The sequence below is a fragment of the Streptomyces sp. NPDC096339 genome (genome assembly GCF_044762985.1).
In the GTDB taxonomy this organism is placed as follows: Bacteria; Actinomycetota; Actinomycetes; order Streptomycetales; family Streptomycetaceae; genus Streptomyces.
The window spans coordinates 1-13429 of record NZ_JBIWFI010000032.1; the positions used below are offsets into that span (position 1 = coordinate 1).

The following is a 13429-nucleotide window of genomic DNA, read 5'->3' on the forward strand; positions in this document are numbered from 1 at the left end:
CGCGGGTTTTTGGGGGGGGGGGGGGGGGGCCCCCCCCCGGCCCGGGGCCCCCCCCCCCCCCCGGGGGGGGGGGGGGGCCCCGGGGCGCCCCCCCCGCCCCTCGCGCGTTCCGCTCAGGCCCCCGACTTGCCGGCGGCGGCCTCCTTGGCCTCCCACTCCGCGATCACGTCGATCGGCGGCGGCGCCTTCGCCAGGAACACCCACGTGAAGTACACCGCGAGCACCATCGGCGGCAGCTTCAGCGCGATCAGAACCCAGCCGAGCTGCGTCGCGTCACCCCACCAGTACAGCGGGAAGAGGATCGCGTACTTGGCGAGGAAGATCAGCCCCCACGCGAGGCTGGCCTTCACGTACGCCTTCTTGCGCCCCGGGTTGCGGGTGCGCCAGGACAGGTTCTCCTTGAAGACCGGCCCGAGGATCACGCCCAGCAGCGGGAAGCCCACCAGCGCCGAGAGCGTGAAGGCGGCGCCCAGGCAGACGCCGTAGATCATGCCCGGCAGGTAGAAGCCCTTGGCGTCGCCCGTGAACAGGGCGAAGGCCACGCCCACGCCCACGCCGAAGACCCCGCTGAACGCGTGCTTGACGGTGTCCTTGCGCAGCAGCCGCACGATCACCAGCAGCACCGCGACCGCGCCCGCGGCGATGGCGGACACCTTCACGTCCTTGTTGATCGTGTAGATCATGACGAAGAGGAGCCCGGGGAGCATCGTCTCCACGGTGCCCCGGATGCCCCCGAACGCGTCGAACAGCGCCGCCTGCGTCACCGCCTTCTGATCGTCAGTGGGCGCGGCGGCGGCCGCGGCGGCGGGTTCCGGAGGGGTCGGTCCGTCGAGTGACATCACCGGTCAGTGCTCCTGTCCGAGCGGTCGGAGTTCGTACTTGGGGTTAAAGAGCACCCGGCGGCCGTGGCTCATGGAGATGCGCCCGGAGGCGATCAGCCGGCGGCCGGGCTCGATTCCCACGATCGAGCGACGCCCGAGCCAGACCACGTCCAGCGCCGCCGAGCCGTCGAACAGCTCGGCCTCCAGGGCGGGCACGCCCGCGCGGGGCCGCAGGGTGACGGTGCGCAGAGTGCCCGTCACCTTGACTATCTGGCGGTCGTGGCAGTCGCAGATCCGCGTGCAACCCGCGGCTTCTGCGTCCTCCTGCAGCTCCGCCGAATGCAGCTCCTCCTGCGAGGACGACAGCCGCTCGATCATCCGGCGGAACCGGCCCGCCGGCCTGGCCGCCTTGGCCGGCTTCACGGACTTCTCGGGACGCGGTTCAGCACTCATAACAGGAAGCCTACCGGCGTGCCGACCGCCCATCGAAGCTACCTCTCGAAGCGGTACCCCATGCCCGGCTCGGTGATGAAGTGCCGCGGGTGTGAGGGATCGGCCTCCAGTTTGCGGCGCAGCTGCGCCATGTAGACCCGCAGATAGTTCGTCTCGGTGCCGTACGAGGGCCCCCACACCTCCTGGAGGAGCTGCTTCTGGCTGACGAGCTTGCCGCCGTTGCGGACGAGGACCTCCAGCAGGTGCCACTCGGTGGGCGTCAGCCGTACGTCGCGCCCCTCCCGTACGGCCTTCTTGGCGGCCAGGTCCACCGTGAAGCCGGCGGTCTCCACGACCACCTCGTCCTCGCCCGCGCCGGCGGACGGCTCGGCCCGGCGGACGGCCGCGCGCAGCCGGGCCAGCAGCTCGTCCATGCCGAAGGGCTTGGTGACGTAGTCGTCGGCGCCCGCGTCGAGGGCCTCGACCTTCTCGTCGGAGGTGTGGCGGGCGGAGAGGACCAGGATCGGCACCCGGGTCCAGCCCCGCAGGCCCTTGATCACCTCGATCCCGTCCATGTCGGGCAGGCCCAGGTCGAGCAGGACCACGTCGGGATGGCGGGCGGCCGCGAGTTCCAGCGCGCTCGCGCCGTCGGCGGCCGCGTCGACCTCGTACCTGCGCGCCTTGAGGTTGATCACGAGGGCTCGGACGATCTGCGGCTCGTCTTCCACCACGAGCACCCGGGTCATTGAGGTCCTGCCTTCTGTCGTTCCGTGTCGAGGTCTTCCATGATCATGTCTGCGACCGGTCCGGTGGCGCGGGCTTCGCCGCACACCGTGACGCGTGGCGGCGGGCCCGCCCGGGTCTCGGCCGTCATTGCCGTCGCGGCCGTCGCGGCCGTCGCGGCCCTGAGCGTGAGGACCATGGTCAGCCCGCCGCCGGGTGTGTCCTCGGCCGCCAGGGTGCCGTCCATGGCCTCGGCGAAGCCGCGGGCCACGGCGAGCCCGAGGCCCACTCCGGCCCCGCGCGGGGCGTCCCCGTGCCGCTGGAAGGGGGCGAAGATCCGGTCCTTGGCCTCGTCGGGCACACCGGGTCCGCGGTCGACCACGCGCACCTCGACCCGGTCGCCGAGGAAGCTGGCCGCCACGAGCACCGGCTCGCCCGCCGGGCTGTACTTGACGGCGTTCTCCACCACGTTGGCCACGGTCCGCTCCAGCAGCCCCGGATCCACCGCGACCATCGGCAGCGTCTCGGGCACGTCCAGCAGCACGCTGTCCTCCGGTACGCCGCCCAGCGCCATCGGGACCACCTCGTCGAGGTCGATCTCCCTGATCAGCGGGGTCACGGTGCCGGTCTGCAGCCGGGACATGTCCAGCAGGTTGCCCACGAGGTGGTCGAGCCGGTCGGCGCCGTCCTCGATGCCTTCGAGGAGCTCGGCCCGGTCCTCCTCGGACCACTCGACGTCGTCGGAGCGCAGGGAGCTCACGGAGGCCTTGATGGACGCGAGGGGCGTACGCAGGTCATGGCTGACGGCGGCCAGCAGGGCGGTCCGGATCCGGTTGCCCTCGGCGAGCCTGCGGGCTTCCTCGGCCTCCCCGACGAGGCGCTGGCGGTCCAGGACCACGGCCGCCTGAGCGGCGAAGGCGCCCAGGACGCGGCGGTCCTCGGCGGGCAGCACCCGGCCCGACAGGGCCAGCGCCATGTGGTCCCCGATGGGCATGTCCACATCGGCGTCCTCGGGCCGGTCCACGGGAGCGGGGCCGACGCTGCCGGCCCGGGTCCAGGGCTCCGTGTCGCCCGCGCGCTCCAGCAGGGCCACGGACTCCATCGCGAAGGTCTCCCGGACCCTCTCCAGCAGCGCGGGCAGCGCCGTCTCGCCGCGCAGCACGCTGCCGGCCAGGAAGGAGAGGATCTCGGACTCGGCGCGCAGCCGGGCGGCCTGGTGGGTGCGCCGGGCGGCCAGGTCCACCACCGACGCCACCGAGACGGCGACCCCGAAGAAGATGGCGATCGCCACGATGTTCTTGGGGTCGGAGATCGTGAACCGGTGCAGGGGCGGGGCGAAGTAGTAGTTGAGCAGCAGCGAGCCGAAGGCGGCCGAGGCCAGGGCCGGCCAGAGCCCGCCCAGCAGCGCCGCCGCCACGGTCAGTGCCAGGAAGAGCAGCATGTCGTTGGCGAGCCCCGGGTCCGCCTCGACGTGTGTGAGGAGCAGGCACAGCAGCATGGGGAAGATCACGCCGACCGCCCACCCGGCGAGGATCCGGGCCCGGCCGAGGCGGGCCCCCGAGCGGGCCACGGGCAGCCCGCGCCCCTTGGCGACCTCCTCGTGCGTGACGATGTGGACGTCGAGGTCAGGGCCCGAGTCCCGGGCGACGGTGGCGCCCACGCCGGGCCCGAAGACGTACTGCCAGGTCTTGCGGCGGCTGGAGCCGAGGACGATCTGGGTGGCGTTGACCCCGCGGGCGAATTCGAGCAGCGCGTCCGGGACGTCGTCGCCGATCACATGGTGAAACGTTCCTCCGAGGTCCTCGACCAGCGTGCGCTGGATCGCGAGCTCCTTCGGCGAGGCCGCGGTCAGCCCGTCGCTGCGGGCGATGTACACGGCGAGGATCTCGCTGCCGGAGCCCTTGGCCGCCATCCGGGAGGCGCGCCGGATCAGCGTGCGCCCCTCCGGGCCGCCGGTGAGCCCGACGACGATCCGTTCGCGCGCCTGCCAGGTGGAGCGGATGCCGTGCTCGCCCCGGTACTCCTGGAGGTACTCGTCCGCCCGGTCGGCCACCCACAGCAGCGCGAGCTCGCGCAGGGCGGTGAGGTTGCCGGGCCGGAAGTAGTTCGACAGGGCCGCGTCGACCTTGTCGGGCTTGTATATGTTGCCGTGGGCCATCCGCCGCCGCAGCGCCTGCGGGTCCATGTCGACCAGTTCGATCTGGTCGGCCCGCCGGACCACCTCGTCCGGGACCGTCTCCCGCTGCCGGACCCCGGTGATCGATTCGACCACGTCCCCGAGGGATTCCAGGTGCTGGATGTTGACGGTGGTCACGACGTCGATGCCGGCCCGCAGCAGCTCCTCGACGTCCTGCCAGCGCTTGGCGTTGCGCGAGCCCGGGACGTTGGTGTGCGCGAGTTCGTCGACGAGGGCTATCGCGGGCCCGCGGGCCAGCAGCGCGTCCACGTCCATCTCGGTGAACGTCGCGCCGCGGTGGACCAGCTCCTTGCGCTCGACCCGCTCCAGCCCGTGGAGCATCACCTCGGTCCGCGGCCGCCCGTGGTGCTCGACGAAGCCGACGACGCAGTCGGCACCCCGCTCCACCCTGCGGTGGCCCTCGGAGAGCATCGCGTAGGTCTTGCCCACACCGGGTGCCGCGCCGAGATAGATCCTTAGCCTGCCGCGTCCCATGGGCCCATTCTCAAGGACGTTTGCCCCGTTCACGCACCTTTGGCGACGCCCGCGCCCATCCCTGACGAATCCCTGACGCGGGCGCCGCGAAGCACCGTGGGCCGTACCCCCAGGGAGTACGGCCCACGGCCTGAAACGATCGCGTCCCTCGCGTCGGCGGGGGTCAGCGGACCTCGGTGATCTCCGGGCCGCGCTCCAGCTGACCCATGCCACCGCCGAAGCGGGAGCCTTCCTGCTCCTCCGTCTGCACGCCGTCCGGCACCATCTGGGCGTCGTTCGGCAGCTTCAGGACGATCGGGTCACGCGGGGCCATCGGACCGTCGCCGCGGACGACGACGGTGTCCCGGAAGATCGTTTCCAGCAGACCGGCCGACTCGGGGCGCACCGCGCCCTGGCCGGAGATCACACCGCGCAGGAACCAGCGCGGGCCGTCGACGCCGACGAAGCGGACCAGCTGGGCGCCGGTCTGCCCGTCCGGGAGCGGTACGGGGACCTGCGCGCGCAGCTCCCAGCCCAGCGGACCCTCGACCTCGTCGATGATGCCGCCCTGCTGGGTGATGCCCGCGGCGATCTCCTCGCGGACCTCGCCCCAGATGCCTTCCTTCTTGGGCGCGGCGAAGGCCTGCAGCTGTACGGCGCTGTCGCGCAGCACCACGGTCGCGGCCACGATCGCGTCACCGGCGACCTCGACGCGCAGCTCCATGCCCTCGACACCGGGTACGAGGATGCCGCCCAGGTCGACCCGGCCCTCGGCGGGGCTGCCGGGCACCTCGGAGACGTCCCAGGGGCCGTCCGGCCGCGGGGCCGGCGGCAGGTTCACACGGCGCGGTGCGGCGTCCTGCTCATCGGCGTCGGCCGCAGCGCCGTCCACGCTGTCGACGACCTGCTCGGCCGCGCCGCCGTCCTTGACGGAGTCGTTCTTCTTGCGACGTCCGAACACGTCACTGTCCTTCCCGGTCGGTTACGACCGAAGCGTAGCCATTCCCACCCTGCTGACCAGCGCCTGATCCGGCCACGGCCGCATGACCGCCGGTGGAGCCGAAACCCCCCTCGGCCCGGGCCGAGCCGGGAAGTTCCGCCACCTCGTGGAAGCGCACCTTCTCGACCCGCTGGACAACCAGCTGGGCAATGCGGTCGAAACGCTCGAACCGGACGCTCTCGCGAGGGTCGAGATTGACCACGATCACCTTGATCTCCCCACGGTACCCGGCATCCACCGTCCCCGGGGCATTCACGAGCGCGAGCCCGCAGCGGGCGGCGAGACCGGAGCGCGGGTGCACGAACGCGGCGTACCCGTCGGGCAGCGCGATGGACACGCCGGTGGGCAGGACGGTCCGCTCACCGGGGGCGAGCTCGGCGGCCTGGGTGGTCACCAGGTCGCAGCCGGCGTCGCCGGGGTGGCCGTACGCCGGGATGGGCACCTCGGGGTCGACGCGGCGGATCAGCACGTCGACGGGAGAGCTGTCGTTCAGGGACATCAGGGGTTCACCTCGAAGGCGCGTGCGCGCCTGACCTGGTCCGGGTCGGCCATGGCCGCCCGGATCTCCTCGGGCCGACCGTTGTCGATGAAGTGGTCGACCTTCACCTCGATGAACAGCGCGTCCGCGCGCACGGCGACAGGGCCCTCGGGCCCGCCTATGCGGCCGACCGCACTGCAGTAGATCTTGCGCCCGGCCACGGCGGTGACCTCGGCCTCCAGGTACAGCACGGTGTCCACGGGCACCGGCCGTACGAAGTCGGTCTCCAGCCTGCCCGTCACGGCGATGACGCGCAGCAGCCAGTTCAGGGAGCCCAGCGTCTCGTCGAGCGCGGTGGCCAGCACCCCGCCGTGGGCGAGACCCGGGGCACCCTGGTGTGCGGGCTTGACGGTGAACTCGGCGGTGACGCGCACGCCCTCGCCCGCCCGGGCCTCCAGGTGGAGTCCGTGCGGCTGGCCCCCACCGCAGCCGAAGCAGTGCTCGTAGTGCGCGCCGAGCAACTCGCCGGGTGCCGGGGCGTCGGGGTGCCGGACCGGTGCGACGGCATCGGCCGGGGGCGTCAACGCTGTGTTTCGTCCACTCACAGCCGCAGACCTTACCCGCGCGGCTACCCACCGGTCGCCTCGTGGGAGGCTTGGCGGTATGCAGCTCTCCCCCGCGCACCACGACGAACGCCTGACCGCCCCCCGCTCCTGGTGGTTCATCTCCGTACTCATCGGGCTGGCCTGCGCGTTGATGCTGCTGCCGCTGGGCACGCTGCCGCTGCTGGCCGGGCTGGTCGGCGGCACCGCGCTGGCCGGGCTGCTGGTGAGTTCGTACGGGTCCGCGCGCGTGCGCGTGGTGAACGGGGCGCTGGCCGCCGGTGAGGCGCGGATCCCGGTGACGGCCCTGGGTGATCCCGAGGTCCTCGACGCCGAGGAGGCCCGCGCCTGGCGCACGTACAAGGCCGACACCCGCGCCTTCATGCTGATGCGCAGCTACGTGCCGACGGCGCTCCGCATCGAGGTCACGGATCCGGCGGACCCGACCCCGTACGTCTACGTCTCCACCCGCGAGCCGGAGGCCCTGCGGGCGGCCGTCCTCGCCGCGAAGACGGCCCAGCGGACGGCCTAGGGGGCGTCCGGCCTGTCCGGCCCTGACCCGGCGGACACCCCCTAGTACTCGGTGGACCCCTCGAGTGCGGCCCTGGCGGCCTCGGGAAGGGGCTGGGAGGGCTGTTCCAGGGGCGGAAGCTGCGGCAGGGCGTCCCAGGGCACGGCGCGGCTCCGGAGGTCACCACGGACCTTCTCGGCGAGTTTGCGGGTGTCGCGGCGGTTCATGACCGCACCCACCGCCGCGCCGATCATGAACGGCATGAGGTTCGGCAGGTTGCGGAACATCCGCTTCATGATCTGCTGGCGCAGTTCGCGCTTCATCTGACCGCCGAGCGCCGCGTTCAGCGTCGTCGGCTTGGTCAGGTCCACCCCGCGCTCCTCGGTCCACGAGGTGAGGTAGGCGAAGCTGCGCTCCGCGAGCGTGCCGGGGGCCCGCAGGCCGTAGACCTCGTGGAGCTCGGCGATGAGCTTCAGCTCGATCGCCGCGACCCCGGTGATCTCGGCGGCCAGTTCCATCGGCATGGCGGGCGGGACGGGCAGCATGGCCGCCGCCCCGATGCCGGCGCCGACGGTGGAGCTGCCGTTGGCGGCGCCCGTGATCAGCTTGTCGGCAAGCTGATCGGGGCCGAGGCCCGGAAACTGTCCGCGCAGGGTCGCGAGGTCCCGGACCGGAACGCGCGGTGCGATCTCGATGATCCGGTCGGCGATGTACAGGGCGGCGGCCCTGATGCCCGCGCCGCCCTTGCGTACACCGTTCTTGACGGCTTGCAGCCGACGGGCCCCGGACCCCTGTCCGGACGCCTCGTCGGCCCCTGTGGCCGACGGCACCGCTATCGCGGCGCCTGAGGACACGGCGGGTCCGCCGGGGGCTCCAGGACCCGTTTCCGGGTCCGTGGCTCCCACCTGCGTCTCCGCCGATTCACCACGTTTGCGCAAGCCGAGCTTGCGAAACGGTGTCGAGCCAGCCACGGCCGACGCCTCTCAGTCGCAGTCGCGGCAGATCGGCTGACCGTTCTTCTCTCGTGCGAGCTGGCTGCGGTGGTGAACCAGGAAGCAGCTCATGCAGGTGAACTCGTCGGCCTGCTTGGGCAGGACCCGGACGGCCAGTTCCTCGTTGGAGAGGTCCGCGCCGGGCAGGTCCATGCTCTCGACCGAGTCGAACTCGTCCATGTCCGAAGACGAGGAAGACTTCTCGTTGCGCCGCGCCTTCAGCTCTTCGATGCTGTCGTTGTCGACGTCGTCGTCGGTCTTGCGTGGGGTGTCGTAGTCCGTTGCCATTTTTCGCTCTCCCCCTCTGGGTGTTAGCGGTGTCTCAGCGCAGGTAACGCGCGAGAGGCCGGACTTGTGCCCGACCTGAGGCGGAGATTTTGCCTCACATCAAGGTCTGTTACTCAATCGACACCCAGCCTCACGCCTGAAGAGCCGATTGGCTGGGATGACGACCGGGACCGTACACGGTCCGGAGGCCGTCTTGCACAAACGCCACCCCGTCTATTTCCCGCCATCAGGGGGGCCGGAAACCCGGACTTCCCGGGCTTTCCGGCCCCCTGAAGGTCACCGAACGCACATGGCCGGACACCGGACACTGTGATCGATCACACAAAGGCAAGCGACTGCACAGGGCAAGTATTCAGCCAACAGCGAACACGGGGTTGGGCTCTCACAAGGGGAGAGTGACACGCATCACGAGGCCACCGCCCTCCCGGGGCACCGCCTGGATCCGCCCGCCGTGTGCGCGCGCCACGGAGCGCGCGATCGACAGGCCGAGCCCGACACCCTTGTCGCTGCCCGTTCGCTCCGTACGCAGCCGTCTGAAGGGCTCGAAGAGGTTGTCCACCTCGTACGCGGGAACGACGGGACCCGTGTTCGACACCAGGAGCACCGCCTGGCCGTGCTGGACCTCGGTGGTCACCTCCACCCAGCCGCCCTCCGGCACGTTGTACCGGACGGCGTTCTGCACCAGGTTGAGGGCGATCCGCTCCAGCAGGACCCCGTTGCCCTGGACGACGGCCAACGCGCGCTCGCCGCGGATCTCCACGCCCTTCGCCTCGGCCTCGGCGTGCACCTGGTCGACGGCGCGCGAGGCGACCTCCGCCAGGTCCACGGGCTTGCGCTCGACGATCTGGTTCTCGCTGCGGGCCAGCAGCAGCAGGCCCTCGACGAGCTGCTCGCTGCGCTCGTTGGTGGCGAGCAGGGTCTTGCCGAGCTGCTGGAGCTCGACCGGGGCCCCGGGGTCGGAGAGGTGCACCTCCAGCAGGGTCCGGTTGATCGCGAGCGGGGTGCGCAGCTCGTGCGAGGCGTTCGCCACGAACCTCTGCTGGGCCGTGAAGGCCCGCTCCAGCCGGTCGAGCATGTCGTCGAAGGTGTCGGCGAGCTCCTTGAGCTCGTCGTCCGGCCCGTCCAGCTCGATCCGCCGGGTCAGGTCGGAGCCCACGACCCGGCGGGCGGTGCGGGTGATCCTGCCCAGCGGCGAGAGCACCCGGCCGGCCATCGCGTAGCCGAAGGCGAAGGCGATGATGCTCAGCCCCAGCAGGGCCATCAGCGAACGGCTCAGCAGGTCGTCCAGCGCGTGCCTGCGCTGAGCGGTCACGCACTGGTTGACCGCCACGGTGAACTGGTCCCACTGGGTGATGTTGGCAACGCCGGGACACGTGTCACTGGTGACCCGTACGCTCTGCCCGCCGACGATGTTGTACGGGATCGTGTTGCCCTCGCGCAGGGCCTGTGCCGCCAGCAGGTAGATGATCGACAGCAGCAGGATGCCCGCGATCAGGAACATCCCGCCGTACAGCAGCGTGAGCCTTATCCGGATGGTCGGCCTCAGCCATGGGAAGGGACCCTCGGGCTGGCCGGGGTCCCAGGTCGGTTTCGGCGGCGCCGGAGGTGGCGCCGGAGTCGTCGCCACCCTCGTCAGATCCGGTATCCGGAGCCAGGGACGGTCACGATGACCGGGGGCTCCCCCAGCTTGCGGCGCAGCGTCATGACCGTCACCCGCACCACGTTCGTGAAGGGATCGGTGTTCTCGTCCCATGCCTTCTCCAGCAGCTGCTCGGCGGAAACGACGGTCCCCTCGCTGCGCATGAGGACCTCCAGCACCGCGAACTCCTTGGGCGCCAGCTGCACCTCCTTGCCCTCGCGGAACACTTCGCGACGGTTCGGGTCCAGCTTGATCCCGGCCCGCTCCAGCACGGGCGGCAGGGCGACGGTGGTGCGCCGCCCGAGCGCCCGGACGCGGGCGGTCAGCTCGGTGAAGGCGAAGGGCTTGGGCAGGTAGTCGTCCGCCCCGAGCTCCAGCCCCTCCACACGGTCGCTGACGTCTCCGGAGGCGGTCAGCATCAGCACGCGCGTGGGCATGCCGAGCTCGACGATCTTCCGGCACACGTCGTCGCCGTGCACGAGCGGGAGGTCCCGGTCGAGCACGACCACGTCGTAGTCGTTCACGCCGACCCGCTCCAGGGCGGCGGCGCCGTCGTACACGACGTCCACGGCCATGGCCTCCCGGCGCAGCCCGGTGGCCACCGCATCGGCGAGCAGCTGCTCGTCCTCGACGACGAGTACGCGCACGTCGTTTCCTTCCTCCGAGCCCGTCACAGGGCACACGTGTATTGCGTCTGTTGCGTCGTCCATCCTGCCCGTTTCGCCGGTAAACCGGCTGTAAGGCGCCGCACGGACGGGGGCCTGCGGGGCGGGAGTGAGGATTGGCTCACATGGTGAGGTTTCCGGGCCCGGGGGGCTGGGGAGGACGACAGGACACCCCATCCACTCCCTGACGGCGGAGAGCCACGTGCCGCCGCCGACCCACGAAGAGGGGGCGAACCCCATCATGGACGCATTCACCGCGGGTCTCCTGCAGCGCATCAGGGCCACGCAGTCGGACCTCAGGCAGGCCCGCGAGACGGGCGACGACTTCCTCGCGGAAGTGGAACAGGCGGAGCTGGAGGACCTCCAGCGCCTCGCCGCGGAACACGGAGTCCCGGTCTCCGCGGCCTGACCTCCGGTCCGGTAAGCCGACGAACCCCCGGCCGCCCTCTGGGCGGCCGGGGGTTCGCCACGTCCGGCCCCCTACGGGGCCGCTGCCGGGGCTCCGCCCAGACCCCGCGCGGGTCAGTCGTGCCAGGCTCCCGCCTCGTCCAGCAGCGGCTGCAGCGAGGCGAAGACGGCGGGCGTGGCCGCCAGGACCAGTTCCCCCGACGCCCGCTCGCCCGGCCGGCCGCCCGTGAGGGCTCCCGCCTCGCGGGCGATCAGGTCACCCGCGGCCAGGTCCCACGGGTTCAGCCCGCGCTCGTAGTACCCGTCCAGCCGCCCGGCGGCCACGTCGCACAGGTCCAGCGCCGCCGACCCGCCCCGCCGGATGTCCCGGACCAGCGGGATGATCCGCGCCGCGACCTCCGCCTGGTGGGCCCGCCGGCTCTGCAGGTACCCGAAGCCGGTCCCCACCAGCGCCTGGTCCAGCGGCGCGGCCGCCCGGCACGCGAGCCGCGCCCCGTCCAGCCACGCCCCGCCGCCCAGCACCGCGTGGTACGTCTCCCCCCGCATCGGCGCGGCCACGACGCCGACCACCGTCTCGCCCCCGTACTCGGCCGCGATGGACACGCCCCAGCTCGGCAGCCCGTAGAGGTAGTTCACCGTGCCGTCCAGCGGGTCGACGACCCACCGCACCCCGCTCGTGCCCGGGGTGTCGGCCCCCTCCTCGCCGAGCAGCCCGTCCGCGGGCCGCCGCTCCGCGAGGATGCCGGTGATCAGCTTCTCCGCCGCGATGTCCATCTCGGTCACCACGTCGATCGGGCTGGTCTTGGTCGCGGCCACCGCCAGGTCGGCCGGTCGGCCGTCGCGCAGCAGCGCCCCGGCCTGCCGGGCGGCGTCCAGGCCCACGGCCAGCAGTTCGGCCTTCAGTTCTTCGGAGATCACGGTCCGGCTACCCCTCTGCGTTCCCTACGCGTACGGACTGTCCACGCCCGCGGCCGCCGGCCGGGGGCTCCGCGCCGGGCAGCAGCCCACGGCGCACAGGTCGTGGCTCGCTCCCAGCAGCCCGAGCGCGCACCGCTCGACGCTCTCGCCCCGTTCGGCCGCGGCCCGCTCCAGCACGAGCTCGCGTACCGCCGCCGCGAACCGCGGGTCGGCGCCGACCGTCGCCGAGCGGGCGATCGGCAGGCCGAGCTCCGCGGCCTTCGCCGTGGCCTCGGTGTCGAGGTCGTACAGGACCTCCATGTGGTCCGAGACGAAGCCGATCGGCACCATGACCACCGCCGGGGTGCCCGCCCCGTGCAGGGCCTCCAGGTGGTCGCAGATGTCCGGCTCCAGCCACGGGATGTGCGGGGCGCCGCTGCGCGACTGGTAGACGAGGTCCCAGGGCAGTTCGGTGCCCGTCTCGGCCCGCACCGCGTCCGCGATCACCTTGGCCACGTCCAGGTGCTGCTTGACGTAGGCCCCGCCCTCGCCGCCTTCCGTGTGCTCCTCGACCGGGCCGGAGGCGTCGGCCGCCGCGGTGGGGATGGAGTGCGTGGTGAAGACCAGGCGCGCGCCGGCCCGGACCTCCCGCGGCAGGGACTCCAGGGAGGCGAGCACCCCGTCGATCATGGGCTGCACGAAGCCGGGGTGGTTGAAGTAGTGCCGCAGCTTGTCCACCTTCGGCAGCTCGGTCACGCCCTCCTCGGCGAGCGTCGCGAGCGCGTCGGCGAGGTTCTCGCGGTACTGCCGGCAGCCCGAGTACGAGGCGTACGCGCTGGTCGCGAGGACCGCGATCCAGCGGCGCCCGTCGGCGGCCATCTCCCGCATCACGTCGGTCAGGTACGGGGCCCAGTTGCGGTTGCCCCAGTAGACCGGGAGGTCCAGCCCGTGCTGGGCGAAGTCCTTGCGCAGCGCGTCCAGCAGCTCGCGGTTCTGGGCGTTGATGGGGCTGACGCCGCCGAAGCCGAAGTAGTGCTGCCCGACCTCCTTGAGGCGCTCGCGCGGGATGCCCCGGCCGCGCGTGACGTTCTCCAGGAACGGCACCACGTCGTCGGGTCCCTCGGGGCCGCCGAAGGACAGCAGCAGGAGGGCGTCGTATGGGGCGGCGAGGCCGCCGGCGGGCGGGAGGAGCTGGTCTGACATGCCCCGAATCCTGCCACCCGGCGTCCTCGCGCGGGAACCGGCCCGGCCTCGACGCGCTCCACAAAGCAGGTAAGGTAAACCTAAGTTCCATGATCCGGAATTTCGCCATGCGGGCGTCCG

Annotated in this window: 15 protein-coding genes; 2 read left to right on the forward strand and 13 right to left on the reverse strand. The window is 71.9% G+C overall.

Annotated features, from left to right (window positions below):
• Positions 1-113 precede the first annotated feature (113 nt).
• The 7 genes from ACIQ5Y_RS30400 to ACIQ5Y_RS30430 all read right to left on the reverse strand — a co-directional run bounded on the left by ACIQ5Y_RS30400 (position 114) and on the right by ACIQ5Y_RS30430 (position 6709).
• A complete protein-coding gene (locus ACIQ5Y_RS30400; RefSeq protein WP_403887456.1) occupies positions 114-842 on the reverse strand; it encodes a DUF3159 domain-containing protein in 729 nt (242 codons plus the stop codon).
• A 3-nt stretch (positions 843-845) separates the two neighbouring features.
• Positions 846-1274, reverse strand: a complete 429-nt coding sequence (locus ACIQ5Y_RS30405; protein ID WP_384592337.1) for an OB-fold nucleic acid binding domain-containing protein — start codon at positions 1272-1274, stop codon at positions 846-848.
• Between the two features lie 38 nt (positions 1275-1312).
• Positions 1313-1999: a response regulator gene (locus tag ACIQ5Y_RS30410; protein ID WP_384757016.1), complete on the reverse strand. Its 687-nt coding sequence runs from the start codon at positions 1997-1999 to the stop codon at positions 1313-1315.
• Entirely contained in the window at positions 1996-4647 is a 2652-nt protein-coding gene (locus ACIQ5Y_RS30415) for a DUF4118 domain-containing protein (RefSeq protein WP_403887459.1), read from the reverse strand. The genes ACIQ5Y_RS30410 and ACIQ5Y_RS30415 overlap by 4 nt, the downstream gene beginning before the upstream one ends.
• Before the next feature lie 163 nt (positions 4648-4810).
• Positions 4811-5587 (reverse strand): DUF3710 domain-containing protein, encoded by a 777-nt coding sequence (locus ACIQ5Y_RS30420; protein ID WP_403887462.1) that lies wholly within the window; start codon positions 5585-5587, stop codon positions 4811-4813.
• A 1-nt stretch (position 5588) separates the two neighbouring features.
• Complete coding sequence (gene dut, locus ACIQ5Y_RS30425) at positions 5589-6125, reverse strand: dUTP diphosphatase (protein ID WP_384592326.1); 537 nt, start codon at positions 6123-6125, stop codon at positions 5589-5591.
• A complete protein-coding gene (locus ACIQ5Y_RS30430) occupies positions 6125-6709 on the reverse strand; it encodes a PaaI family thioesterase (protein WP_403887465.1) in 585 nt (194 codons plus the stop codon). The genes dut and ACIQ5Y_RS30430 overlap by 1 nt, the downstream gene beginning before the upstream one ends.
• Positions 6710-6767: 58 nt before the next feature.
• Between ACIQ5Y_RS30430 and ACIQ5Y_RS30435 the strand changes: the two genes are divergently transcribed.
• Complete coding sequence (locus ACIQ5Y_RS30435) at positions 6768-7238, forward strand: DUF3093 domain-containing protein (protein ID WP_403887468.1); 471 nt, start codon at positions 6768-6770, stop codon at positions 7236-7238.
• Between the two features lie 41 nt (positions 7239-7279).
• Here ACIQ5Y_RS30435 and ACIQ5Y_RS30440 read toward each other — a convergent pair whose 3' ends face one another.
• From ACIQ5Y_RS30440 to ACIQ5Y_RS30455, 4 genes are all read right to left on the reverse strand, one after another.
• Positions 7280-8188, reverse strand: coding sequence for a hypothetical protein (locus ACIQ5Y_RS30440; protein ID WP_403887470.1), 909 nt, complete (start codon positions 8186-8188; stop codon positions 7280-7282).
• A 12-nt stretch (positions 8189-8200) separates the two neighbouring features.
• Positions 8201-8497 carry a DUF4193 domain-containing protein gene (locus ACIQ5Y_RS30445; RefSeq protein ID WP_403887474.1) on the reverse strand — a complete coding sequence of 99 codons (297 nt, stop codon included), beginning with the start codon at positions 8495-8497 and terminating at the stop codon, positions 8201-8203.
• A 382-nt stretch (positions 8498-8879) separates the two neighbouring features.
• Positions 8880-10124 carry a sensor histidine kinase gene (locus ACIQ5Y_RS30450; protein WP_403887477.1) on the reverse strand — a complete coding sequence of 415 codons (1245 nt, stop codon included), beginning with the start codon at positions 10122-10124 and terminating at the stop codon, positions 8880-8882.
• Positions 10125-10129: 5 nt separating this feature from the next.
• Positions 10130-10783: a response regulator transcription factor gene (locus ACIQ5Y_RS30455; RefSeq protein WP_030008767.1), complete on the reverse strand. Its 654-nt coding sequence runs from the start codon at positions 10781-10783 to the stop codon at positions 10130-10132.
• Positions 10784-11042: 259 nt separating this feature from the next.
• Between ACIQ5Y_RS30455 and ACIQ5Y_RS30460 the strand changes: the two genes are divergently transcribed.
• Positions 11043-11210: a hypothetical protein gene (locus tag ACIQ5Y_RS30460; RefSeq protein WP_403887480.1), complete on the forward strand. Its 168-nt coding sequence runs from the start codon at positions 11043-11045 to the stop codon at positions 11208-11210.
• A 113-nt stretch (positions 11211-11323) separates the two neighbouring features.
• On the opposite strand, the gene ACIQ5Y_RS30465 is transcribed toward ACIQ5Y_RS30460, so the two are convergent.
• Both ACIQ5Y_RS30465 and ACIQ5Y_RS30470 read right to left on the reverse strand, forming a co-directional pair.
• Complete coding sequence (locus ACIQ5Y_RS30465; protein ID WP_403887675.1) at positions 11324-12124, reverse strand: inositol monophosphatase family protein; 801 nt, start codon at positions 12122-12124, stop codon at positions 11324-11326.
• A 27-nt stretch (positions 12125-12151) separates the two neighbouring features.
• Positions 12152-13309, reverse strand: coding sequence for a ferrochelatase (locus tag ACIQ5Y_RS30470; RefSeq protein ID WP_403887483.1), 1158 nt, complete (start codon positions 13307-13309; stop codon positions 12152-12154).
• Between the last annotated feature and the right edge of the window lie 120 nt (positions 13310-13429).

Excerpts from the sequence above, each read along its gene's own strand:
- ACIQ5Y_RS30405 (WP_384592337.1), bottom strand. The coding sequence starts at position 1,274 with ATGAGTGCTGAACCGCGTCCCGAGAAGTCCGTGAAGCCGGCCAAGGCG.
- ACIQ5Y_RS30410 (WP_384757016.1), bottom strand. The coding sequence starts at position 1,999 with ATGACCCGGGTGCTCGTGGTGGAAGACGAGCCGCAGATCGTCCGAGCC.
- ACIQ5Y_RS30415 (WP_403887459.1), bottom strand. The coding sequence starts at position 4,647 with ATGGGACGCGGCAGGCTAAGGATCTATCTCGGCGCGGCACCCGGTGTG.
- dut (WP_384592326.1), bottom strand. The coding sequence starts at position 6,125 with ATGTCCCTGAACGACAGCTCTCCCGTCGACGTGCTGATCCGCCGCGTC.
- ACIQ5Y_RS30435 (WP_403887468.1), top strand. The coding sequence starts at position 6,768 with ATGCAGCTCTCCCCCGCGCACCACGACGAACGCCTGACCGCCCCCCGC.
- ACIQ5Y_RS30445 (WP_403887474.1), bottom strand. The coding sequence starts at position 8,497 with ATGGCAACGGACTACGACACCCCACGCAAGACCGACGACGACGTCGAC.
- ACIQ5Y_RS30460 (WP_403887480.1), top strand. The coding sequence starts at position 11,043 with ATGGACGCATTCACCGCGGGTCTCCTGCAGCGCATCAGGGCCACGCAG.
- ACIQ5Y_RS30470 (WP_403887483.1), bottom strand. The coding sequence starts at position 13,309 with ATGTCAGACCAGCTCCTCCCGCCCGCCGGCGGCCTCGCCGCCCCATAC.